This is a genomic window from Streptomyces hyaluromycini, from assembly GCF_002217755.1.
In the GTDB taxonomy this organism is placed as follows: domain Bacteria; phylum Actinomycetota; class Actinomycetes; order Streptomycetales; family Streptomycetaceae; genus Streptomyces; species Streptomyces hyaluromycini.
Window position 1 is genome coordinate 97,923 of record NZ_BCFL01000019.1, and the last position, 21,600, is coordinate 119,522.

The following is a 21,600-nucleotide window of genomic DNA, read 5'->3' on the forward strand; positions in this document are numbered from 1 at the left end:
CGGCACTCTCTGCGATGCGATCCTGTCCCCGATGCTTCTCTTCCTGGACATCGACGGAACCCTCATCCCCTTCGGCGCCCCCGCCGACCACCCCTACCGGGTCTACGAGACCGACCACACTCCACCGAACCCCCTGGTCACGCGCATCGACCCCGCCCTCGGCCCCCGCCTGGGAGCCCTCCGCTGCGACCTCGTCTGGGCCACCACCTGGATGGACGACGCCAACGACTGCGTCGCCCCCTGGCTGGGCCTGCCCCCGCTGCCGGTCGTGGAGTGGCCGGACGAGGCCGCGCCGCCGGCCCTGCTGCACTGGAAGACCCGGCCGCTGGTGGCGTGGGCGGGGCCGCGGCCGTTCGTCTGGATCGACGACGAGCTCACCGAGGCCGACCGCGCCTGGGTCGCCGCCCACCACCACGCGCCCGCCCTGCTGCACCGCGTCGACCACGAGTTCGGCCTGACGGAGGCGGACTTCGCGGTGCTGGAGGACTGGCTGGCGGCCCAGCGCTGACGCCTCACACCCGGCGCGGCGCGCTCGCGGTGACGCAGCCCGCGACGGTGTCGGCGAAGACCCGGGCGAGCGGGGAGAGCGCGTCCCACCGGCGCACCGCCCAGCCGACGGTCAGCCCTCGATACGGGCCCGGTGCGCGAGCGGGTCGGCGGTGCGGACGGCCAGTACCCAGGGCAGGTCCACGACAGGGCGCTGCTCGATGCCGCGGACCGGGCTGCCGAGGGTGACCCAGGCGAGGTCGAGGTTGCCCGCGGCGAGGGCGTCGAAGCAGCGGCGGCCGGAGGTCTCCGTCTGGAACTCCAGGCTCACCTTCGGGTAGCGCTGCCGGAAGGCGACGACGGCCTCGGACATGAAGTGCCGTACGGTCGTTCCGCCCGTGGTGACGCGTACCGAGCCGATTGACTGGGGTTGGCGGTACTCGCGATGATCGGCGCAGGGCTTTGGGCGGCCGGGTGCCGACCCGAGCGACGGAAGGAACCCGCCTCGTGTCCGCTTCCCCCGCATCTCCCTTACCTCCCTTACCTCCTGCTGCCTCCGCTCGCGCCGTCGCGCTCCTGCGCGCACTCGGTGCCGCCGAGATCGACCACCCCGGCGGCACACTTCTCGTGCACCTCCAGCGCGTCCAGGAACAACTCGCCGCCTGGGGCGCCCGCCCCGCCCTCCAACTCGCGGGCCTGTGCCACGCGTTCTACGGCACCGACGGCTTCCCCACGGCCCTGCTCCCGCTCGACCGCCGTACCGAACTCGTGGCGGTGATCGGCGCGGAGGCCGAGGCGATCGTGTACCTCTACGCCTCGTGCGACCGGAAGGCCACCTACCCGGCGCTCGCGAACCCCGACGCGGCCTTCCGCGACCGCTTCACCGGACAGGCCCGCGTTCCCGAACCCCGGCTGCGCCGGGACTTCGCCGAGCTGTCCGCCGCCAACGAACTCGATCTGGCCCGCGTCGACCCGTCCTTCCGCGAGAAGTGGGGAGCCCAGCTCCTGGCCCTGTTCACCCGCTTCCGCCCCCTGCTGAGCCGGCCGGCCTGGTCCGCGTGCCGCGCCGTTCTCGCTCCCGAACCCGACGAGCCGGCACGGCGTGCCTGAGCCCGCAAGGCGTGTCTGAGGGCGTCACCTCTAGGGTGTTCATCGTGTTCATCGTGTTCATCGCGGAAGCCCACTGGTCGGCCCGGAGGCGCCATGTCCCTGCAGATGAAACTGGTCGCCATAACGCTCGACTGCCCTGATCCGCCGGCTCTGGCGGCTTTCTATCAGCAGGCCACCGGTCTTGAGCCGCACCCGAAGTCGGACGCCGACTTCGCGGGTCTCAACGGTGAGCACGGACTGTTCATCGGTTTTCAGCGGGTCGACGACTACCGGGCGCCGAAGTGGCCCGGTCAGACCGTTCCCCAGCAACTCCACATCTGCTTCGAGGTCGACGGGGACCTGGCCGAGGCCGAAGCCCGGCTGCTGGAGCTGGGCGCGGGCAGGCCGGATCACCAGCCGCACGGGGACAGGGCACGGGTCCTCACCGATCCGGTCGGTCATCCGTTCTGCATCGTCGCGCGTTGATCGGGGCGGGTCGGCTTGCGAGCCAGGATCTGGATTCCCTGGGACTCGTGCCCGTTCATGGTGGCGACGGTGATGCGGCGGGTGCCGGCGATCTCGAAGTCTGCGAGCAGGGAGGTGAACCAGTCGCTCGGGTGGTGGCGGCAGACCGCGCCGTCGCCGGTCTCGAACACCCCGTAGGTGCCGTGGCGTTCCGCGAACCTGGCATAGCGGTCACGATTGCGTGCGTCGTCCTGGAGCAGCAGGTCGCTGAGGTAGAGCATTCCGCCCGGTCTGAGCACGCGGCTCAGTTCGCCGACCAGCCGTCGCTGTGCGTCGTCGCCGGGTACGCAGGTCAGCACCGCGAAGAGGAGGACCACGTCGACGCTCGCGTCCGGGAGTGCCGGCACCGGCCGCGCGTCCAGTACGGCGAAGCGCATCGTGGGATGCAGGGTGCGTGCCCGGGAGATCATCCCCGCTGAGGTGTCGACGCCGGAGAGGTCGGTGAAGCCCTGCTGTTCGAGGGCGTGCATGGTCCTGCCGTAGCCGCACCCGTAGTCCAGGAGCGCGGCATGCCGGTCGACGCCGTCCAGCCACGGCATGTGCAGTGGGTGCGTGAACGTCTTGGTCGTCGCGGCGGCGTCCCAGTAGGCGGTCCGGCTGTCGGGGTCGGACATGGCGGATACCTCCGTCGCACTCTGGAACAGCCCGGAAACCCGTGGAACCGTACCCTCGTGGGCTGTTACCGTCCCTCTGCCCGCAGTCACCCTGTCAAGGACGTGCCGTTGTACACCAAGTGAGATCCCCCGAGCGCTGATCCGTCGCGCGTCGCACATGTGCCACGCGCTCCTTTTCGCTGCGGTCTTCTCACTGGAACCGGTGTATTTCTGTGTCCAAGAACTGGGTGGTCGTGCCCACTTGCCTGTCGCTGGTCCTCCGCCGTTGCCACAGGTGCGCCTCCGGGTGCTTCCGGGCGAACGGCGAGTTCCGAGCCAACCCGGACCACAAGCCCCTCGACGCCTGCCGGGAGCGGATGACCGTGCGCTCCGTACGGCCCGAGGTCCTGAACCTGCTGTACGGCAACGCCCCCGGCCTGGCAGCCGGGCTGCTTCAGTGCCCGGTCGTACGGCGCCGCGCCGTGGGCGGCTCGGAGCGGACCGGGCGGCCGGCCTGGCAGTCGCCGTACGGCCCGCCGCCGCGCCGGGCGCACCGCGGCCGGTGGGCGCCTGTGCCGGGGGTGGCCTGGTCCCCGTCCGATCTGCGGCGGGGCCACCTGTGCGACCGGTGCGTCTGAGCGGCAAGCTCTCGGGCGACTCCGCTTTCATGCTCAAGCGTTTCATGCTCAAGCGCTGAGCCCTTCCGGCCCGCGGTCTGTCCGGCGGTATCCGATCCGCCGGACAGGCCCGAGCGGCATGCCGGAGCCGGGGCGATGCCGGTCGGCCTGCAAACACGACGGCTACGTGCTCGGCCGCACGGCCGTCTGGGTATGTGTGACTGAGCACGGCGGATAGCCAGATTTTTCACGGTAGTTGGCCTGCCTGTCTGGGGTGCGCCCTTCTTCGGCGTCGTGCTGTGGGCCAAGTTCTGCATGTCCAGTCGGCGATCGCCTGTGTCCTCAGATTGAACTCGTGGAGTCCGCAAGCCAGTGACGGTTCTTGATCGTTGCGGTACGACGTTGTCATGCGGTACGCGCATGGGGGCGGACTGACGACCAACGAACAGTAGAAGCCGTCGCGAGGGATCTGCGGGTGACGACGCAGTCGGTGCGGCGTTGGTGGAGCGGTTGAGCCCGGCGCAGTGGGAGCAGCGGGCGCCGTCAGATGAGCTTGGGCAAGCTGCCCTCCACGGGCAGGTGAATCCAGCCTTCCACTTGAGCCGCGTGTCGCTCATCCTCGCCTGCGGGCAGCACCGTCAGCCCGAGCACCGCGGCCCGAGCCACCAGCGCAGCGACCAAGGCATCGAAGGCGTGCTCATTCTGATCAAAGACGGCCCGCGCTCCCGGGGCGAATCGCAACCACGGGGCGACTGCGAGTAGGCGCTCGATCGACCGGTCGCCCTGCAGCCCCCATACAGCACGTGCACCCGCGGGATAGACCTCTGCGATCCGGCCGGCTCCGCTTCGGTCAACGGGGTGACCGTCAGTTGCGAGTTGGTCGGCAAGGCAAGCCCACCGCCAGGCAGCTGCGCCGAGCTTGTCCATGGAGACCGAGAGCGGCCCGCGCTTCAAGATCCGTCTCACGACCCCGTCCACGAGCCGATCTGTGACCCGCATCCTCGACAACTCGTAATGCGCTACGGGATCACGGTGCCCCGGCCAGCGCTGCTGAGCGGCATGAGCTGCGACGGCCTCGACAAAGGCTTGGGGCCAGCCGAATGGGCAGTCGATCCCCGCGCTGTCCTCCGGCCCGAGTCCGGTAAGCGCCGAAACGATGTCCCCGTCCACGCATCGGGTCCGAGGAGCTTGCACATGTGCCACTCCGTCGGCCCATTCGATCTCCGCCAATGCCGTCTTCGACGGGTTGACGGCGAGATCGATGCCGAGACTACGTCTCTTTCTCATGAGCAGAGTCACAGGTCACTCGTCCGCGTCGCAGCCTTGAGTCGCTTGAGGCTCGTATAGCGCTGGCTTAGGGTCCAGGCCCACGAGCGCCCCGACGCGGCGAGGGTGTCGTTCAGGATCGGACCATCCAACGTGACGGTATCCGGGTCCTCCGGGCCGGACAGCAAAATAACCCCGTTCGAGTCGCCCTCCGACCGGTACTCCTGCTCGATCAGCACACGGATGAGATCCGCGAGAGCGGTGTCCCCCTCCGCGCGGCATCGCTCAGCCTCCTCGGTTGTGAGGAGCACACTGTCGTACCGCTCACGGATCCGCGCAACGACGGGCTGAACGACCCCATCTGCGTAGAACCCGAAGTGCGTCAGGCCGTCCCTGAAGGATCGCCCCGGCTGGCAGACATAGGCTGCGAGGCTCTGGTACTCGGGCCAGGCCGCACGCGCTGCGACAATCACGGTGTCATCGTTGGTGAGCAGACCCTCGGCCTCGTACAGCGCCGCAAGCTCGGACAGCAAGTAGCGCGCCTGCTCGCCCAGAAGCCGACGCGTGTCGCCGACCGCGGCCTCGATGGCCGTTGCAAGATCCCGGAAGGAGAGCCACAGGACCCGGTCTTGCACGTGTGCGTCAACACCATCGAGCTCACCGAACCACACCGGCCGAATAGGGTCCGGGGTCAGCACGAACAACCTGGCGGTGGGGTCGCCCTCCAACTGCTTTGCATGAGACCGCACCTGGCTCCGGCCGTGGCCTTCGCTCTGGTACGCGCCGCGGACTGTCTTGGTCTCGAACCACCATGTGAAGCGCGCCGATATGCGCGCGTCGGGCACCGTCTCACTCACGGTGACCTGGTTCTGGAACGTGACCGTCGGCAGCTCGCCGGCGCCGGCAGTGGCTGTTTCAAGGAGCTCCTGCACGAGAGTCAGGTCGATGCGCTCAAAGACGGCCATCGTGGACGAGGTGACGCGGTTTTCACCCGTCCGGTATGTGGAGAACAAGGGGTTGCGTGACATGGCCGGGAGCGTACAACCCGCCAGTGACATGCGCCTTGGGCAGCTGGTGGTGCAGGTCGAGTTGGGCATCACCTAAGGCCAGTACCCGCAGCGCGTTACAGACGCCAGTAGCGGAAGCGGGGTGAAAACAGCGTGCGCCCCCTGCCTCGCAGCCTCGACCCGCTGCCCGACGAGCCCCTCACCGGGTTCGTCCTTCGGCTCGCCCACAGAACGGGCACCACACCCGGCGAGACAACCGTCCGCAGCGGCTTGGCCCCTCACGACCGCCCTGGCCTGCCCACCTGCCTGCCGCACCCCCAGACAGCACGTCGTCGCGGCGAACGAGTCGATCGCCGCCTCGGTGGCCTCGTTGCGGATCTCCACCTCAGCCGACAGCCCGGCGAACACCTCCTGCCCTGCCTTGATCACGGCATCCTCCGCCTCCCAGGACAGGCCGGTGCAGTCGAAGTAGAAGATGTCGTAGTCCTTGATGCCGCTGGTCGGAGGCCTGCCGGTGACCACGTTCCACACCGTCTGGAACAGGCAGCCCGCGGTCACATACCAGCCGGGCAGCTCCACGTCGCCGCCCTGGTCAGCACGTCGGTCAGGACCTCGTTCTGGGAGAGAACGGACCGCAAGCCATCGAGTTGCTCAACGAGCGGAAGTCGACCAAGCATCCGTACTCCGTATCACGATCAGCCGCTCTCACAAGGCGCGTTGGCCGCAAGCAGGCGTCCCAGCCCGCGAGGCGGGCAAGGTCAGGACTGCGGGGTCCGGAACGCGAGATACCGGCCGAAGGCTTCGTGGCTGTCGGCGGTGAAGCGCCACTCCAGCAGGGCCGACCGCAGTTCCGGCTCGGTCAGCCGGCCATGCCAGGCGACCTCATCGGGATCGGCGGCCACGGTGTCCGGCATCACGGCTTCGTGCCCGCCGAGCCAGTGAGGGCTCAAACCGCTGCGGTTGAGGAACGTGAACAGCAAGCGCGGCAGTACACGAATGCCCAGCTCTTCGGCCAGCTCCTGCGCGGCGGCCTGTTCGCAGGACTCGCCGACATCCACGGCGCCACCGGCCACGACCTCATAGAGCCCGGGGAAGCGCGACAGCTGCTCCGACCGCCGATGGACGAGGATCCGCCCACGCGCATCACGACACACCGTCACGGCGACCCGGGGCAGCCAACCCTCCCGGATGGCCTGCCGGCGGCTGACCATCACCCCCAGCACACGATCTTGATCGTCGACACGCTCCACCAGTTCCTCCACGACGGACACCCTGGCAGAGCCCACCGACAGCGCCGCTTCCCGGCGCCTCACGGAACCGGACCAAGAGCACCTGCGCAAGGAGGCGGGACCCGGATGACGTCAGGTGTCGTGCAGATACGACACCTGTCGTGCTCAGGCTCGGCTGTCCGGGTATGGTGCGGCACACTTTTGCAAGCGGGTGCTTGCAATTGTTAGCGGGGTTGGGGCACTGTGGAGGCATGGCATCGCTGAACGTCGGCAATCTCGGTGAGTATCTGCGTGAACAGCGGCGCAACGCGCAGCTGTCGCTCAGGCAGCTCGCCGATGCCGCCGGGGTGTCCAATCCGTACCTGAGCCAGATCGAGCGCGGGCTGCGCAAGCCGAGCGCGGAGGTGCTGCAGCAGGTCGCCAAGGCCCTGCGGATCTCCGCCGAGACGCTGTACGTCCGCGCCGGAATCCTCGACGCCGAGCGGGATCTGAACGAGGTGGAGACCCGTGCGGTCATCCTCGCCGACCCCACCCTCGACGAGCGGCAGAAGCAGGTGCTGCTGCAGATCTACGAGTCGTTCAGGAAAGAGAACGGCTTCGGGTCGGGCGAGGAGCGCGCGAGCGACACGGACACCCCCGGCGCCAAGGGCGACGCCGGCGGCGACACCGGCGACAGTGACGCCGACGACAGCGAGACCGATCCGCGGCGGACGGCCGGATGAGCCGGCCAAGCGCGCCGGCCGCCGCGCCGCGGACCACAAAACCCTCAACCGAACTTTAATACGGGAGGACCATCACCATGGCCATCACCGACGACCTGCGCAAGACCCTCAGCGACCCGACTCCGCTCTACTTCGCCGCCGGCACCGCCGACCTGGCCCTCCAGCAGGCCAAGAAGGTCCCCGGCCTGGTCGAGCAGCTGCGCGCCGAGGCCCCGGCCCGCATCGAGGCGGTCCGCCACACCGACCCGAAGGCCGTGCAGGAGAAGGCCGCCGCCCGCGCCAAGGAAGCCGGTGCCAAGGCCAAGGAGGCCGGTGCCAAGGCCAAGGAGGCGCAGGTCAACCTCCAGTCCAAGGTCAACGACTTCATCGTCTCCCTCGACGGCGACCTCAAGAAGCTCGGCGAGTCCGCCCAGGACTTCGCCCTGCGCGGGGTCGGCGTGGCCGCCGAGTACGCGGTCAAGGCCCGTGAGACCTACGAGAAGGTCGCCGAGCACGGCGAGCAGGCCGTGAAGACCTGGCGCGGCGAGGCCGCCGACGAGATCGAGGACCTGGCCATCGCCGTCGAGGGCAAGCCCGAGCCGGTCGTGGTCAAGGAAGAGGAGAAGAAGGCGGAGGAGCCGAAGGCCGCCGAGGCCAAGCCGGCCGCGGTGAAGAAGGCCCCGGCCGCCAAGAAGACCCCGGCCCCCCGCAAGGCCACCCCGGTCAGGAAGACCACCCCGCCGGCCAAGTGACCGGCGTGCGCGTCAGGAGAACGTACGGACCGGGCACCTTGAGGGTGCCCGGTCCGTTCTACGGGTACGGTGGCCGCGTAGGGATCGGGAGAGAGCGGGCGGTGGCAGCATGCTGATGTTGGGGTTCGCAGGGTTCCTGGGACTGTTGAAGATCGTCCTGATGGCCCTGGCCGCGTTCGGGCTGGTCGACGCCGTGTTCCGGCGTGAGGACGCCTTCCGCGCGGCCGACAAGCAGAACAAGATGTTCTGGCTGATCATCCTGGCCATCGCCCTGGTCGTCAGCTACCTCTTCTCGATCCTCTCCATCCTCCCGATCGCGGGCCTGGTGGCGAGCATCGTCTACCTCGTCGACGTCCGGCCCGCGGTCAAACAGGCGTCGGGCGGTGGCGGCGGCTGGCGAGGCCGCCGCGGCGGAAGCAGCAGCGACGGCCCGTACGGCCCGTACAACGGCGGCCGCTGAGAAACGTCCTGGCGGCAGCGCCCCGTAAGGGGCGCGGGGAACTGCGCGACAAGCCACGAAGCACCCGCAGACGGCTGACGACCGGGACCGCCTACGGCGAGGAGCCGATCAGACCCCCCGGTCCAGCAGCACCACGGCCACGTCATCCGTCAGCTCGCCCCCATTGAGCTGCCGCACCTCATTCACCGCCGCCCGCAACAACGCCTCCCCGGTCAGGCCGGAGGCCAGCTGCCGACGGACCATCTCGACCATCCCCTCCTGCCCCAGCCGCTCCCCGCCCAAGCCCACCCGGCCCTCGATCAGGCCGTCGGTGTAGAGCATCAGGCTCCACTCGGCGCCCAGCTCCACCTGCATCCGCGGCCAGCGGGCACCCTTCAGCAGCCCCAGCGCCGGGCCGTTGTTCTCGTACGGCAGCAGTTCGGCGGGCCGCCCGGGCCGGGCCACCAGCGGCGCCGGATGACCGGCCAGGCACAGCCCGGCCCGGCGCCCGTCCGGCGCTATGTCGACGGTGCAGAGCGTCGCGAAGATCTCCTCGTCGGAGCGCTCGTGCTCCAGTACCTCCTGCAGCGTGCCCAGCAGCTCGTCGCCGCTCAGCCCCGCCAGGGTCAGCGCCCGCCAGGCGATCCGCAGCTCCACGCCGAGCGCGGCCTCGTCCGGGCCGTGCCCGCAGACGTCACCGATCATCGCGTGCACGGTCCCGTCGGGCGTGCGCACGGTGTCGTAGAAGTCACCGCCGAGCAGCGCACGGGAGCGGCCGGGGCGGTAGCGGGCGGCGAAGCGCAGCGCGGAACCCTCCAGCAGAGGTGTGGGCAGCAGGCCCCGCTCAAGACGGCGGTTCTCCTGCGCCCGCAGCCGCCCCTCCGCGAGCTTCCGCTCGGTCGTGAGGGAACGTTTGCGCTCGACGGCGTACCGGATGGCACGGCTCAGCAGCCGTCCGTCCAGTTCGTCCCGGAAGAGGTAGTCCTGCGCGCCGACGCGCACGGCCTCGGTGCCGCGCTCGGTGTCACCGGAGGCGGTGAGCGCGAGCACGGCGTGCCGGGGCGCGAGCTCCAGGACGTGCTTGAGCACGGCGAGCTCGCCCTCCGCGTCCTTGCCGCCCGGCGCCGGCAGCGCCAGGTCCAGCAGGATGCAGTGGACGTCGTCGGTCAGCAGCCGCTCGGCCTCGGTGAGGTTGCGCGCGGTGCGGACGCGGATCGAGGTGCCGGACGCGTCCCGCAATTCGGGCAGCACCGGCGAACCGGCCGGATCGTCCTCGATCAGCAGCAGGGTGAGAGTGGTGCCGCCGGCGTTCTGGGCGACGGCTTCCGTGCGGTTGGCCTCTTCCTTGAGGGGGCCGCCGTCCTGTGCGGGCGCGGCGGCCGGCGCCTGACCACTCTCCACGGCCGGGATCGCTCTCTGCCGCGGTACGGGTACGGGCATCGTGTTGGGTTCCTTCCCTCCCCCCGAGGGCATGGCGGGGCGAGGGACCTCGACCCACCCGACGGGGACCATAGCGGTACTGGCCGCCACAACGGAATGGTGTGAGCCGCGTCGCTCTGTCTCAGGCCTCTGTCATATGCCGCGTGCCATACCGCAGTTGGGTAAGAGGGGCGCCAGGAGGGGATGACGAAGGTCACGTGCCGCCTGAGTTTGAGCGGGCGTTGGCGTGCACTGGGTCACATGGCGCAACTCACGAAAGGGACATCACACTCAAACTCGACTGTGATGCTCAGGCGTCCGGCCGTACCACCCCGAGGATCGGCATCGAACCCGCGCCGCCGATCGACACCGTCCGCCCCGGGCGCGGGGCCTGGATGATCGCGCCGTCCCCGATGTACATCGCGACATGGCTGGCGTCGTCGTAGTAGATGATCAGGTCGCCGGGGCGCATGTCCTTGACGTCGATGTGCCTGAGCTGCTTCCACTGCTCCTCGGAGGTGCGCGGGATCGGCTGCCCGGCGCTCGCCCAGGCCTGCGAGGTCAGCCCGGAGCAGTCGTAGGAGTCCGGGCCCTCCGCGCCCCATACGTACGGCTTGCCGAGCTGGGCGGTGGCGAACGCGACCGCCTTCTTGCCCGCGGCCGACGCCTTCGTGTGGATCTCGTCGAGTATCCCGGTGTCCAGCCAGGCGGTCTGCGCCTTGTAGGCGGCCTCCCGCTCCAGCTCGGCGAGACGCTCCTTCTGCTTCTTCTCCAGCGTCGACTGGAGCTTCTCCGCGGCGGCGATCCGCTGCTTGATCTTCTTCTTCGCGGCGGCCTTCGCCTTGCGGCCGGCCTCCAGCCTGTTCCACTGGTCGGCCGCGTCCGCCGCGTACTGCTTCAAGTCCTGCTGGGTCTGGGTCAGTTCCCTGATCAGGCCCTTGGTGGCCCGCTCGCCCTGGAGCACCCGCCCGGCCCCGTCCAGGAACTCGGAGGGGCTGTCGCTCAGTATCAGCTGGGCGGTGTCCGGCAGCCCGCCGGTGCGGTACTGGGCGGCGGCCGCCCGGCCCGCCCGCTCCTTCAACTCGTCGAGCTTCTGCTGCCCCTCGACGATCTTCTTGGCCAGGCCGACGATCTCGGCGGACTGCTTCTGGGCCGCCTCCTCGGCGGCGTTGTACGCGTCGGTGGCGACGGCCGCGTCGTGGTAGAGGCCGTCCAGCTTCTCGCGTACGGCCTCAAGGTCCTTGTCCGGCGGAAGGGTCACGGAGGCGCCGGCCGAGGCCGAGGCGCTGGGGGAGGGGGAGGTGGTCGGGCTGGGTGCTGCGAACGCCGTGCCGGGTGCCGCCAGCACCGTCACCGCGCAGACCACGGTCACCGCCGTCGCCAGGATCCCGCGCCCACTCGGCCGGACGGTGTGCTTGTCCGGTCCCATGACCCGACCCCCCAAAAAAACTGATTAACCGTCAGTAACTTACGGTACGTGGAGGATCGTGCCACGTAGTGCCGCAAAGTGACAGAGGTGCGACAGAGGTAACGGCAGGCGGGTTCCTCCCCGGTTTCCCCCCGAGCATGACGATCTTCCCGTCTTTGTGACGAACGACTCATCGAGATCGTTCCCGGCCCGCCGCCCCGTCAGTCCGAGGGCGCCAACGCCTCCCATGCCACCGTCACTTCGCCCTGCCGCCAGCGCGCCGCCGGGTCCGTCACCGGCCAGTCGGCCGTCAGATCACGGATCGCCCGGATCCACCGCTGCCGGGCGCCGTACGACGCGTAGGGCGCGGCCGCCGCCCACGCGCGGTCGAAGTCCCGCAGGAACGCGTGCACCGGTTCGCCCGGCACATTGCGGTGGATCAGCGCCTTCGGCAGCCGTTCGGCGAGGTCCGAGGGCCGCTCCAGGGACCCGAGCCGGGTCGCGAAGGTCACCGTCCGCGGCCCCTCCGCCCCGAGCGCGACCCACACGTGCCGCCGCCCGATCTCGTCACAGGTCCCCTCCACCAGCAGCCCGCCGGGCGCGAGCCGCCCGCACAGCCGCTGCCACACGTCGGCGACCTCGCTCTCGTCGTACTGCCGCAGCACGTTGGCCGCGCGGATGAGCAACGGCCGCGCGGAGAGGGGAATCTCGAACCCGCCGTGCCGGAAGGCGAGTCCCTCGCGCTCGTACGGCCTGGCGGCGGCGACCCGCGCGGGCTCGATCTCGACCCCGACGACACGCGCGCGTGGAGCGACGGTACGGAGCCGGCCGAGCAGTTCGACGGCGGTCCAGGGGGCGGCGCCGTAACCGAGGTCGACGGCGACGGGGTCGACGGCCCGACGCAACGCGCCACCGTGCACGGCGGCGATCCACCGGTCCATACGGCGCAGGCGATTGGGATTGGTGGTCCCGCGCGTCACCGTTCCCACGATGGGGGTCCCCCCGCTCGGGCGAAGCCGAGAGTGGGGGAGGGAGGCGGCGCGGGCATTCATGCCTAAGAGGGTAAAGCGCCCTGAAGTGAGGCGCCCCGTAGGGGCGCGGGGAACTGCGCGCTCAACCCCCACCCACCCGCACCCGACCCCACAACCGCACCACCCCTACGCACCCCACCCTCGAACGGTTGAGCGACAGCAGGCAATGTGTCGGCAAAATCGCCCTCCCCCGGAATGGGAATCCTCTCCTCCGCGTTGCAGTCCCCTGGAGGGCCCTCGACGTCCTCCCACCGGCATGCCCGCACAAAGGAGGACCGCCACGTGAGCCAGTACGTCAGCAGGCTCGGGCGCCGCTCCCCGTCGGCTGCCACCCGGCTCCTCCGGAGCCGCAGGCCCCGCCGCGTCGCGATGCTCTCCGTGCACACCTCACCGCTCCACCAGCCCGGCACCGGCGACGCCGGCGGCATGAACGTCTACATCGTGGAGCTCGCGCAGCGCCTCGCCGCGATCAACATCGAGGTCGAGATCTTCACCCGGGCCACCTCCGGCGGCCTCCCGCACACCGTGGAGCTCGCCCCCGGCGTCCTCGTCCGGCACATCGACGCCGGCCCCTACGAGGGCCTCGCCAAGGAGGACCTCCCCGCCCAGCTGTGCGCCTTCACGCACGGCGTGATGCAGGCCTGGGCCGGCCATCGCCCCGGCTACTACGACCTCGTCCACTCGCACTACTGGCTCTCCGGCCACGTCGGCTGGCTCGCCGCCCAGCGCTGGGGCGTCCCCCTGGTGCACGCCATGCACACCATGGCCAAGGTCAAGAACGCCAACCTGGCCGACGGCGACACCCCCGAACCCGCCGCCCGGGTCATCGGCGAGACCCAGATCGTGGCCGCCGCCGACCGCCTCATCGCGAACACCTCCGAAGAGGCCGACGAACTGGTACGCCACTACAGCGCCGACCCCGCCAAGGTCGCCGTCGTCCACCCCGGCGTGAACCTCGACCGGTTCCGCCCCGCCGACGGCCGCGCCGCCGCCCGCGCCCGCCTCGGCCTCCCGCAGGACGCCCTGATCCCGCTGTTCGCGGGCCGCATCCAGCCCCTCAAGGCCCCCGACGTGCTGCTCCGGGCCGTGGCCGTCCTCCTCGACGAGCGCCCCGAACTCCGGTCCCGGATCGTCGTACCGATCGTCGGCGGCCCCAGCGGCAGCGGTCTCGCCAAGCCGGAGGGCCTGCAGAAGCTGGCCGCGCGGCTCGGTGTCGCGGATGTCGTCCGGTTCCGCCCGCCGGTCGGCCAGGAGCAGCTCGCGGACTGGTTCCGGGCGGCCTCCGTCCTGGTCATGCCCTCCTACAGCGAGTCCTTCGGCCTGGTGGCGATAGAGGCCCAGGCGGCCGGCACCCCCGTCCTCGCCGCCTCGGTCGGCGGCCTCCCGGTGGCCGTACGGGACGGCGAGACCGGCTTCCTGGTGTGCGGTCACGATCCGGCGGACTACGCGCGCGTGCTGCGCCGTTTCGCCGACGACGCGTCTTTGGCGGACCGTTTCGGCAGCGCCGCCGCCCGGCACGCCCAGTGCTTCGGCTGGGACACGGCGGCCGCCGCCACCGCCGACGTCTACCTGGCCGCGACCCAGTCGCACCGCCGTCGCGTACGCTCGGCCCATGGGTGATGCTTCACAGGAACGGCAGGCCGCGCAGGTCATCGAGGGTGTCCTGAAGGACGCCGAACTGGAGTGGGAGAGCCCCGAGTCCGGCACCTACGTCGTACAGCTCCCCGGCACCCGCAAGCTGAAGACGACCGTCTCCCTCCTCATCGGCCGCCACTCCCTCTCCCTGAACGCCTTCGTCATCCGGCACCCGGACGAGAACGAACCGGCCGTCCACCGCTGGCTCCTGGAGCGCAACCTCAAGCTGTACGGCGTGAGTTACGCCGTCGACCGCCTCGGCGACATCTACCTCACCGGGCGGCTCTCGCTCGCCTCCGTCACCGCGGACGAGGTCGACCGCCTCCTGGGCCAGGTCCTGGAGGCCGCGGACGGCGCCTTCAACACCCTCCTGGAGCTCGGCTTCGCCGCCGCGATCCGCAAGGAGTACGCGTGGCGGGTGTCCCGGGGCGAGTCGACGCGGAATCTGGACGCGTTCACCCATCTGATCGAACGCCCCACTGACTGAGTACAGGTCCGTACCTGACCTGAATAACCCCTGCACGACTCTTTCGGGGCGCGGGGGCGCCATGGCATGCTCGCGGCCGACGTGGATATGAACGTCGTTCACAACCATGAAAGCCGCAACCGTGAAAGCCGCCATGGGAAGGACGTACGGAATGAGCACCACGCACCATGACCACGACCACGGCATGACCAGACGGAGCCTCCTCGCCGGTGCCACCGCGGTGGCCGCGACAGCGGTGGCCGCGACCGCCGGGGCCGGTGGCACGGCCCGCGCGTCGGACGCCGAAGTCCCCTCCCTCTGGCGGGAGTTCACCCGCACCCCCTTCACTCACCCGCAGATCCCCTACATCGGCCGGGCCGGAGCGGCCCGCATCCGCCGCCTCCCCGTCGTGGCCGACGTCCGCGCGTACGGCGCCGTGGCCGACGGCGTCACCGACTGCGCCCCCGCGATCAACCGTGCCATCGCCGCTGCCGGAAGGGCCGGCGGTGGCACGGTCACCATCCCGCCCGGCACCTTCCGCATCGACGGCATGGTCCTGATCGGCCACGACAACGTGGTGCTGCGCGGCGCCGGCAGCGGCCGTACCACGCTGTACGCGACGAAGAGCCTCACCGAGCTGATCGGCCCGTACGGCTCCCGCTACGGCGGCACGAAGTCGGCGTGGTCCTGGGCGGGCGGGCTCATCTGGCTGGCGCCGGAGTCCCGTTGGGACTCCCTGGTCGCGGCGATCAAGGCGCAGGCCTGGCCCTTCGAGGGCTGGACGGGCAACAAGCGGGACGAGTGGGAGCAGCTGACGCCCGTCGAACCGGCCCGCCAGGGCGACCGGACGGTCACCGTCACCGACCCCTCCCGGCTGCGCCCCGGCCGCCTGGTCCTGCTCCGGGTCGCCGACGACACCGCCCACACCCTCCTCCAGCACATGTCCGGCGGCGGCCCGGGCCCGGCGTCGTACTACTGGGAGGACAAGACCAAGCTGCTGTCGTACGTCCCCTACGAGTGGCCCGTCCGGGTCACGGCGGTGCGCGGCCGCAGGGTGACGCTGGAACGGCCCCTCCCGGTCGACCTGCGGCCCGAGTGGAACCCCCTGTTCACCACCCACGTCCGGGAACTGACCGGATCCGGCGTCGAGGGCCTCACCCTCGACGTCATGGAGACCCCGCAGTCCCCGCACCTCCTCGACAAGGGCTACAACGGGGTCGTCCTGCAGTGCGCGTACGACTGCTGGGTGGACGACGTCACCGTCCGCAACGTCGACAACGGCTTCGGCCTGGTCGCCGCCTCCGCCTGCACCCTGCGCCGCACCCGGGTCGGCGGCCGGGGCGAGCACCACCCCTACTTCTGCCGCGAGGGCTCGCACGACAACCTGATCGAGGACTTCACGGTCGAACAGCGCACGGTCCCGGCCCCCGCCGACACCCAACTCCACGGCATCAACGTCGAAGGCCTGTCCTCCTACAACGTCTGGTCGCGCGGCGAGATGCAGATGGGCACCTTCGACTCGCACCGCGGCCTGCCGTTCGCCAATGTCCGCACCGACATCACCGTGGACAACAACGGCCGGCACGGCGGCGACGCCAACGCCGGGCCGCTGTTCGGCGCCCGCTTCACCCACTGGAACGTTCGAGTGACCAACGGCCGCGCGGGCCTGGTGAGACTGGACGGACTCGCCCCGTACTCCGCCACGGTCGGCCTCAACACGGTCACCGAGTTCGACCAGATCGACGTACCGGACTTCACCGGCGACCTGAACTCCCGCCTGGAGCTGTACGGCACCTGGGACGCGGTACGGCCGCGGAACCTGTACGAGGCGCAGCGGAGGCTCTAAGCGGGGCCGACCAAGTCCGCTACGGTTCGGCAGCGCCCCTTCGGGGCGCTGGGGGTACCCCCGGCCGAAGGCTGGGGGAGGAACTGCGCGACCAGCCACGACGGCGCCGCAGTCGACCGACGGCATATCGCGGCACTTCCCGCGGAGCGCTCAGGCATCCTTGAGGGGCCTCGAACTGAGGTCCGTCCGGCTGCTGTTAGCCTGCCGTAGCCCGGGGTCTTACCCGGCATTTACCTTCTCTCTCGTCAACGAAGAGGTTGTGCATGCGCGCAGGCAGATCATCCGGCTCGGCGGTGGTGCTCGCGGGGGCGCTGGCCCTGGGGGCCTTCGCGGCACCGTCCGCGGCGGCGGCCGACACCGGGATCACGGTGACCGACATGGTCGTGAACAAGGGCAAGCCCATCGTGGTGGGCACCTCCGCGACGGTGAAGCCCGGCTTCACCTTCCGCATGACCTGGCCGTCCGGCGTCAAGCTCTTCGACGCGCAGGTGCTCCCGTTCCTGTACCACGACACCACGGCCGCCAAGGGCGACGCGGACGGCGGTATCTACCTCAGCTCCGTCGGCTGTGGCGACAACGGCTCCCAGCCCGCCGACTGCGGCGGCCAGTTCTACATCGAGCCGCGCTACACCCTGGACTCCAACAACGACGCGACGACCTGGAAGATCGCGGCCGGCGCCAAGATCTGGGGCTCGGACGACAAGCTCAAGAGCCAGGAGATCCTGACCGGCCTCGGCACCGTGCAGGTCCTGCGCGCGGCCAGGGTCACGGCCAACGCCACCCCGGAGCCGGTCGCCAAGGGCAAGACGCTCACCGTGAAGGGCGCGGTCACGCGCGCGGACTGGGTGAAGCACAAGTACGTCGGCTTCGGCGGCAAGTCGGCCAAGCTGCAGTTCCGCGCGAAGGGCAGCAGCACCTACACGACGCTGAAGATCGTGAAGGCCGACTTCGCCGGCGCCCTGAAGACCACGGTCAAGGCGTCCGCCGACGGCTACTACCGGTGGACCTTCGGCGCCACGGCCACCACGGGCGGCGCGACCTCCGCCGGCGACTACGTCGACGTCAGGTGAGGGACCGCGCGCCGGCACTCGGGCTGGCGTTGGGGCCGGCGCTGTCGCGATAGCGCCCCGGGGTCACCCCCACCAGTTTCCTGAAGTGCCGGGTGAGATGGGCCTGGTCGTAGAAGCCGGTGGTGGTGGCCGTCTCGCCGGGCGGTACGCCGTCGAGCAGCAGCCGGCGGGCCCGGCCGACCCGGCGGGACATCAGGTACTGGTGCGGGGCGATGCCGTAGGCGCCGCTGAACGCCCGTACGAGGTGGGCCGGGTGGGCGTGCAGCAGACGCGCGGCCTCCTCCAGGGCGAGCCCGTCGGCGACGCGCTCGTCCAGGAGTTCGCGCAGGGAACGGGCGAGGGCCGGGCCGGGAGGCCTTTCCGGCCTCTCGGTCACGAGCCGGGGGCGGAGCAGGCCCCGCAGCCGCTCGCCGATGAGGGTGAGCCGGCTCTCGGCCTCCAGTTCGTCGCCGGGGCGGGCGAGGGCGGAGTGCAGCTGCCCGACCCGCCGCCGCAGCAGCGGATCCCGCAGGTCGGGCCCGTCGACGGCGGCGCCGATGAGGTCCTCCCCGAGGAGGGTCCCGTCCAGGTACACCACGCGCTTGCGGAAGCCGCCCGCGGTGGCCGGGGAGCCGTTGTGCGGGACATGCGGGGGCAGCAGGGACACGGTGTCGCCCGGGGTGCCGTGCTCATGCCGTTCGAGGTCGTACCGTACGGCGCCGTCGTCCACGATGAGCAGCGTCCAGGCGTCATGGACGTGCATCGGATACGCGTACTCGGTGAAGTGCGCGTGGAAGACCTCGGTGACGCCCGGGACAGCGGGGCGCCAGGCGGTGACTTCCTGGGGGGCGGACTGCCGGGCGGCCATGCAAAGAACGTACAAGACCCGGATGGACGACGCCCGGCAGTCTCGGGGCATGAGCACTTTCGACACGAAGATCGCCGTGCTGCTGCGGGAGGACCTGGAGCCCTGGCAGCGCCTCAACGTCACCGCGTTCCTGGTCAGCGGCCTGGGCGCGACGCTCCCCGAGGTGGTCGGGGAGCCGTACGAGGACGCCGACGAGGTGGCGTACCTGCCGATGTTCCGGCAGCCGGTGCTGGTCTTCGAGGGCACGAAGGAGACCCTGAAGGCGGCGCACGAGCGGGCGCTGAGCCGAGCCCTGCCCCGGGCCGTCTTCACCGCCGACCTGTTCTCGACCGGCAACGACCGCGACAACCGCGCGGCGGTACGTGCCGTGCCGACGGCGGAGCTGGATCTGGTGGGGCTGGCGGTCTACGGGCCGCGGAACGGGGTGGACAAGGTGCTGAAGGGGGCGCGGATGCATCCGTGAGACCCCGGGGTCGACTGGGCCGACCGAAGGAATCGTGTGGCGCGACCGGGTGATCGGATCATTTAATCTGATCAACTTCTTCTCGGATGTCGCATCTCAGAGTCATGCGATACATCCGATTCTCCAGTGTGGCCGCGGTAGCGGCGGCGATCGTCACGTGCGTGACGGGCGGACCGGCGGCCGCCGGCGACAACGACCCGTCGACGCCGGTCCCCTGCTACACGGCAGCGCTGACGAACGCCATCAGCAGCGCCTCGTCGGGGGACACCCTGTCCCTCGCCCGCAACTGCACCTACCACCTGACCACCCCCTTCAGCACCGGTGAAGGTCTGCCGACCATCTCCCAGCCCCTCACGATCAAGGGCAACGGTGCGACGATCGTCCGCGACGGGAACGCGACCCCCGAGTTCCGGATCTTCCATGTCCTCGCCGGCGGCAACCTGCGCCTGCAGGACCTCACCGTCCGCGGCGGCAACGCCACCATCGCCACCGGTACCGGCAACGGCGGGGGCATCCTCGTCGACAGCAACGGCAAGCTCACGCTGGTGAAAGTCGACGTGATCGACAACACCGCCTCTCTCAACGGCGGCGGTGTGGCGCTGTCCACGAACGCCACGGCGAACATCCGACGCAGCTGGGTGGCGTTCAACAACGCGCTCAACGGCGCTGGGCTGTACAGCCAGGGGACGTTGACCGTGGACAACTCCGAGATCGGCCGCAACCACGCCCGGGCTCTCGGTGGCGGACTGCTCCAGAACGGCAGCATCGCCTTCATCCACGCGAGCATCATCAGCCGCAACACCGCGAACGACGGCGGTGGCGGTGTCGTCAACACCGGCGGCGCGTCGACGACGATCAGCGAAAGCAAGATCGCGAACAACACGACCTCCGGTGCCCAGGGGGGTGGGATCGTGAACGCGGGGGCGACGCTGACGCTGGAGAAGTCGGAAGTCAGCGGCAACGTCGTCGGAGGCCCGGGGGGCGACGGCGGCGGCATCTACAACTCCAACGTGGGTGCGGTGACCGGCACGCTCTACATCAAGGGCAGCAAGGTCATCCGCAACAGTGCGAACGGCCCGAACGCCGGCGCGAACCTGTCCCAGGCCGGCGGCATCTTCAACGACTTCGGCTCGGTCACGCTCGACCACAGCTCCGTCCGCAACAACGCCTCCACGTCGGCGCCCGGCGGCCTCCGCACGAACGTCCCGATCACGCTCACGGACTCCACCATCACCCACAACATCCCGACGAACTGCGTCCCGTTCCCGATCACGGGCTGCACGGACTGACCCGTCCCGGCAGCCGGGCCCCCGCCCTCGGTCTTCGAGGGCGGGGGCCCGCGCCGCGCTCAGGCCGCCCGCACCCCGGCCCCGGCGTCCGCACTCGCCGGAGCGGCGGCGGCAGGGCGTTCCACCGGCAGCCGTCGCATCAGCACCCCGTACCCGAGGGCCGCCGCCGTCCCCACCACCGCGCACACCCCCCACAGCCACCGCGCCCCGAACCGGTCGATGACGACCCCGGACATCAGCGGTGCGACGAGCGCGGCGGCGGACCAGGACAGCGTGTACATCCCCTGGTACCTGCCCCTCCCGTGCACCGGCGAGAGCCGCACCACCAGCCCCGTCTGGGTCGGCGCGTTGACGATCTCGGCGAGCGTCCACACGCACACGGTGAGCGCGAACACCCCGACCGACCCGGCGAAGGCGGTGAGCCCGAACCCGTACCCCGCGAGGAGGGACGAGACGACGAGCAGGGACCGCGCATCCCGGTGCTGGATGACCCGGGTCACCGGGATCTGGAGCACCACGATGAGCAGCCCGTTCACGGCGATGGCCATCCCGTAGTCGGCGGGCGAGAACCCGGCCTCGCCCATCGCCACCGGCAGCCCGACCGACCCCTGCTGGAAGATCAGGGCGACGAGGAACGACAGCCCGACGACGCCCATGTACCGCCCGTCGCGCACCACGGTCAGAAGGCTGACCTCGCCGTCCTCGGCGACCTCCGCGGCGGCGCGCTCGGGCCGCGACTCGGGCAGCCGGAGGAAGACGAGGACGGCGCAGACGGCGGTCATCCCCGCCTCGATCAGGAACCCGGCGCGGTAGCTGACCTCGGCGATGAACCCGGCCCCCATGGACGACACGGCGAAGCCGAGATTGATGGCCCAGTAGTTCAGCGAGAACGCCCGTACCCGGTCCTCGGGCCGCACGATGTCGGCCATCATGGCCTGCACGGCCGGCCGGGAGGCGTTGGAGGCCACGCCGACGAGGAAGGCGACGGCCGCGATGGCCACCGGATCCCGGACGAACCCGAGCAGCGCGACGGCCGCGGCGGTGGAGCCCTGGGCGACGAGCAGGGTCGGCCGCCGCCCCAGCCGGTCGGCCATCACCCCGCCCGCCAGCGAGGACACGACCCCGCCCAGCCCGTGCAGGGAGGCGACGAGCCCGGCGTACGAGGCGCTGTACCCGCGGTCGAGGGTCAGGTAGAGCGCCATGTACGTGGCTACGAACGCCCCCAGCCGGTTGACGAGGGTGCTGGTCCACAGCCACCAGAACTCCCGGGGCAGACCGGAGACGGTCTCTCGGACGGCGCGTCGCAGCGCGACGGACGGCATGGTTCCCCCAAGGCGAGACGTAAGAGGCGCATGGACTCTGCGGAACTTACTTCTGCGACGCTCGCCTGAGCCACTCAATTAACAAATGCAGTCAACTGTC

At 70.4% G+C, this 21,600-nt stretch carries 22 protein-coding genes and 2 pseudogenes; 13 read left to right on the plus strand and 11 right to left on the minus strand.

Annotation, left to right across the window (positions count from 1 at the left end):
* Window positions 1-31: 31 nt before the first annotated feature.
* On the plus strand, window positions 32-508 hold the full coding sequence (locus SSP29_RS18270; RefSeq protein ID WP_089101775.1) for an HAD domain-containing protein: 477 nt from the start codon (window positions 32-34) through the stop codon (window positions 506-508).
* A gap of 117 nt (window positions 509-625) precedes the next feature.
* Here the strand turns inward: SSP29_RS18270 and SSP29_RS18275 are convergent.
* Window positions 626-904 (minus strand): annotated as a pseudogene (locus tag SSP29_RS18275) (LysR family transcriptional regulator substrate-binding protein); the annotation flags it as partial.
* An 89-nt stretch (window positions 905-993) separates the two neighbouring features.
* Here SSP29_RS18275 and SSP29_RS18280 point away from each other — a divergent pair.
* On the plus strand, window positions 994-1,596 hold the full coding sequence (locus tag SSP29_RS18280) for a DUF6817 domain-containing protein (protein ID WP_089101776.1): 603 nt from the start codon (window positions 994-996) through the stop codon (window positions 1,594-1,596).
* Between the two features lie 93 nt (window positions 1,597-1,689).
* Window positions 1,690-2,061 carry a VOC family protein gene (locus SSP29_RS18285; protein ID WP_089101777.1) on the plus strand — a complete coding sequence of 124 codons (372 nt, stop codon included), beginning with the start codon at window positions 1,690-1,692 and terminating at the stop codon, window positions 2,059-2,061.
* Here the strand turns inward: SSP29_RS18285 and SSP29_RS55810 are convergent.
* On the minus strand, window positions 2,034-2,714 hold the full coding sequence (locus tag SSP29_RS55810; protein ID WP_089101778.1) for a class I SAM-dependent methyltransferase: 681 nt from the start codon (window positions 2,712-2,714) through the stop codon (window positions 2,034-2,036). The two genes, SSP29_RS18285 and SSP29_RS55810, sit on opposite strands and share 28 nt — an antisense overlap.
* 212 nt (window positions 2,715-2,926) lie before the next feature.
* Here SSP29_RS55810 and SSP29_RS55815 point away from each other — a divergent pair, with 212 nt between their 5' ends.
* On the plus strand, window positions 2,927-3,331 hold the full coding sequence (locus tag SSP29_RS55815) for a DUF1062 domain-containing protein (protein ID WP_107436219.1): 405 nt from the start codon (window positions 2,927-2,929) through the stop codon (window positions 3,329-3,331).
* Between the two features lie 522 nt (window positions 3,332-3,853).
* Here the strand turns inward: SSP29_RS55815 and SSP29_RS18300 are convergent.
* The 4 genes and pseudogenes from SSP29_RS18300 to SSP29_RS18315 form a co-directional block, all read right to left on the minus strand.
* Window positions 3,854-4,597, minus strand: coding sequence for a DUF429 domain-containing protein (locus SSP29_RS18300; RefSeq protein ID WP_089102369.1), 744 nt, complete (start codon window positions 4,595-4,597; stop codon window positions 3,854-3,856).
* Window positions 4,598-4,605: 8 nt separating this feature from the next.
* A complete protein-coding gene (locus SSP29_RS18305; protein ID WP_145968914.1) occupies window positions 4,606-5,604 on the minus strand; it encodes a hypothetical protein in 999 nt (332 codons plus the stop codon).
* A 288-nt stretch (window positions 5,605-5,892) separates the two neighbouring features.
* Window positions 5,893-6,260 (minus strand): annotated as a pseudogene (locus SSP29_RS59775) (nucleotidyltransferase family protein); the annotation flags it as partial.
* Window positions 6,261-6,341: 81 nt separating this feature from the next.
* A complete protein-coding gene (locus SSP29_RS18315; RefSeq protein WP_245883135.1) occupies window positions 6,342-6,854 on the minus strand; it encodes an NUDIX domain-containing protein in 513 nt (170 codons plus the stop codon).
* A 209-nt stretch (window positions 6,855-7,063) separates the two neighbouring features.
* On the opposite strand from SSP29_RS18315, the gene SSP29_RS18320 reads away from it, so the two are divergent.
* The 3 genes from SSP29_RS18320 to SSP29_RS18330 all read left to right on the plus strand — a co-directional run bounded on the left by SSP29_RS18320 (window position 7,064) and on the right by SSP29_RS18330 (window position 8,725).
* Entirely contained in the window at window positions 7,064-7,534 is a 471-nt protein-coding gene (locus tag SSP29_RS18320; protein WP_089101780.1) for a helix-turn-helix domain-containing protein, read from the plus strand.
* A 77-nt stretch (window positions 7,535-7,611) separates the two neighbouring features.
* Window positions 7,612-8,265, plus strand: a complete 654-nt coding sequence (locus SSP29_RS18325; protein ID WP_089101781.1) for a hypothetical protein — start codon at window positions 7,612-7,614, stop codon at window positions 8,263-8,265.
* A gap of 109 nt (window positions 8,266-8,374) precedes the next feature.
* Window positions 8,375-8,725: a DUF2516 family protein gene (locus SSP29_RS18330; RefSeq protein WP_089101782.1), complete on the plus strand. Its 351-nt coding sequence runs from the start codon at window positions 8,375-8,377 to the stop codon at window positions 8,723-8,725.
* Window positions 8,726-8,833: 108 nt separating this feature from the next.
* On the opposite strand, the gene SSP29_RS18335 is transcribed toward SSP29_RS18330, so the two are convergent.
* From SSP29_RS18335 to SSP29_RS18345, 3 genes are all read right to left on the minus strand, one after another.
* A complete protein-coding gene (locus SSP29_RS18335; protein ID WP_089101783.1) occupies window positions 8,834-10,144 on the minus strand; it encodes a PP2C family protein-serine/threonine phosphatase in 1,311 nt (436 codons plus the stop codon).
* Between the two features lie 289 nt (window positions 10,145-10,433).
* A complete protein-coding gene (locus tag SSP29_RS18340) occupies window positions 10,434-11,552 on the minus strand; it encodes a C40 family peptidase (protein WP_089101784.1) in 1,119 nt (372 codons plus the stop codon).
* 200 nt (window positions 11,553-11,752) lie between these two features.
* Window positions 11,753-12,520 carry a class I SAM-dependent methyltransferase gene (locus SSP29_RS18345; protein ID WP_089101785.1) on the minus strand — a complete coding sequence of 256 codons (768 nt, stop codon included), beginning with the start codon at window positions 12,518-12,520 and terminating at the stop codon, window positions 11,753-11,755.
* A gap of 324 nt (window positions 12,521-12,844) precedes the next feature.
* On the opposite strand from SSP29_RS18345, the gene mshA reads away from it, so the two are divergent.
* From mshA to SSP29_RS18365, 4 genes are all read left to right on the plus strand, one after another.
* Entirely contained in the window at window positions 12,845-14,182 is a 1,338-nt protein-coding gene (gene mshA / locus SSP29_RS18350) for a D-inositol-3-phosphate glycosyltransferase (protein ID WP_167449950.1), read from the plus strand.
* Window positions 14,175-14,684, plus strand: a complete 510-nt coding sequence (locus tag SSP29_RS18355) for a type III secretion system chaperone family protein (protein WP_089101787.1) — start codon at window positions 14,175-14,177, stop codon at window positions 14,682-14,684. The genes mshA and SSP29_RS18355 overlap by 8 nt, the downstream gene beginning before the upstream one ends.
* 151 nt (window positions 14,685-14,835) lie before the next feature.
* The gene (locus SSP29_RS18360; RefSeq protein ID WP_245883136.1) at window positions 14,836-16,509 is read left to right on the plus strand and encodes a glycosyl hydrolase family 28-related protein; all 1,674 of its coding nucleotides are present in this window, start codon (window positions 14,836-14,838) and stop codon (window positions 16,507-16,509) included.
* A gap of 263 nt (window positions 16,510-16,772) precedes the next feature.
* On the plus strand, window positions 16,773-17,579 hold the full coding sequence (locus SSP29_RS18365; protein ID WP_089101788.1) for a hypothetical protein: 807 nt from the start codon (window positions 16,773-16,775) through the stop codon (window positions 17,577-17,579).
* On the opposite strand, the gene SSP29_RS18370 is transcribed toward SSP29_RS18365, so the two are convergent.
* On the minus strand, window positions 17,572-18,426 hold the full coding sequence (locus SSP29_RS18370; RefSeq protein ID WP_089101789.1) for a helix-turn-helix transcriptional regulator: 855 nt from the start codon (window positions 18,424-18,426) through the stop codon (window positions 17,572-17,574). The genes SSP29_RS18365 and SSP29_RS18370 overlap by 8 nt on opposite strands.
* On the opposite strand from SSP29_RS18370, the gene SSP29_RS18375 reads away from it, so the two are divergent.
* Together SSP29_RS18375 and SSP29_RS18380 are read left to right on the plus strand one after the other, a co-directional pair.
* A complete protein-coding gene (locus SSP29_RS18375; protein WP_089101790.1) occupies window positions 18,425-18,889 on the plus strand; it encodes a DUF2000 domain-containing protein in 465 nt (154 codons plus the stop codon). The two genes, SSP29_RS18370 and SSP29_RS18375, sit on opposite strands and share 2 nt — an antisense overlap.
* A 104-nt stretch (window positions 18,890-18,993) precedes the next feature.
* Complete coding sequence (locus SSP29_RS18380) at window positions 18,994-20,178, plus strand: hypothetical protein (protein WP_089101791.1); 1,185 nt, start codon at window positions 18,994-18,996, stop codon at window positions 20,176-20,178.
* Between the two features lie 59 nt (window positions 20,179-20,237).
* On the opposite strand, the gene SSP29_RS18385 is transcribed toward SSP29_RS18380, so the two are convergent.
* Complete coding sequence (locus SSP29_RS18385) at window positions 20,238-21,500, minus strand: MDR family MFS transporter (RefSeq protein WP_089101792.1); 1,263 nt, start codon at window positions 21,498-21,500, stop codon at window positions 20,238-20,240.
* Between the last annotated feature and the right edge of the window lie 100 nt (window positions 21,501-21,600).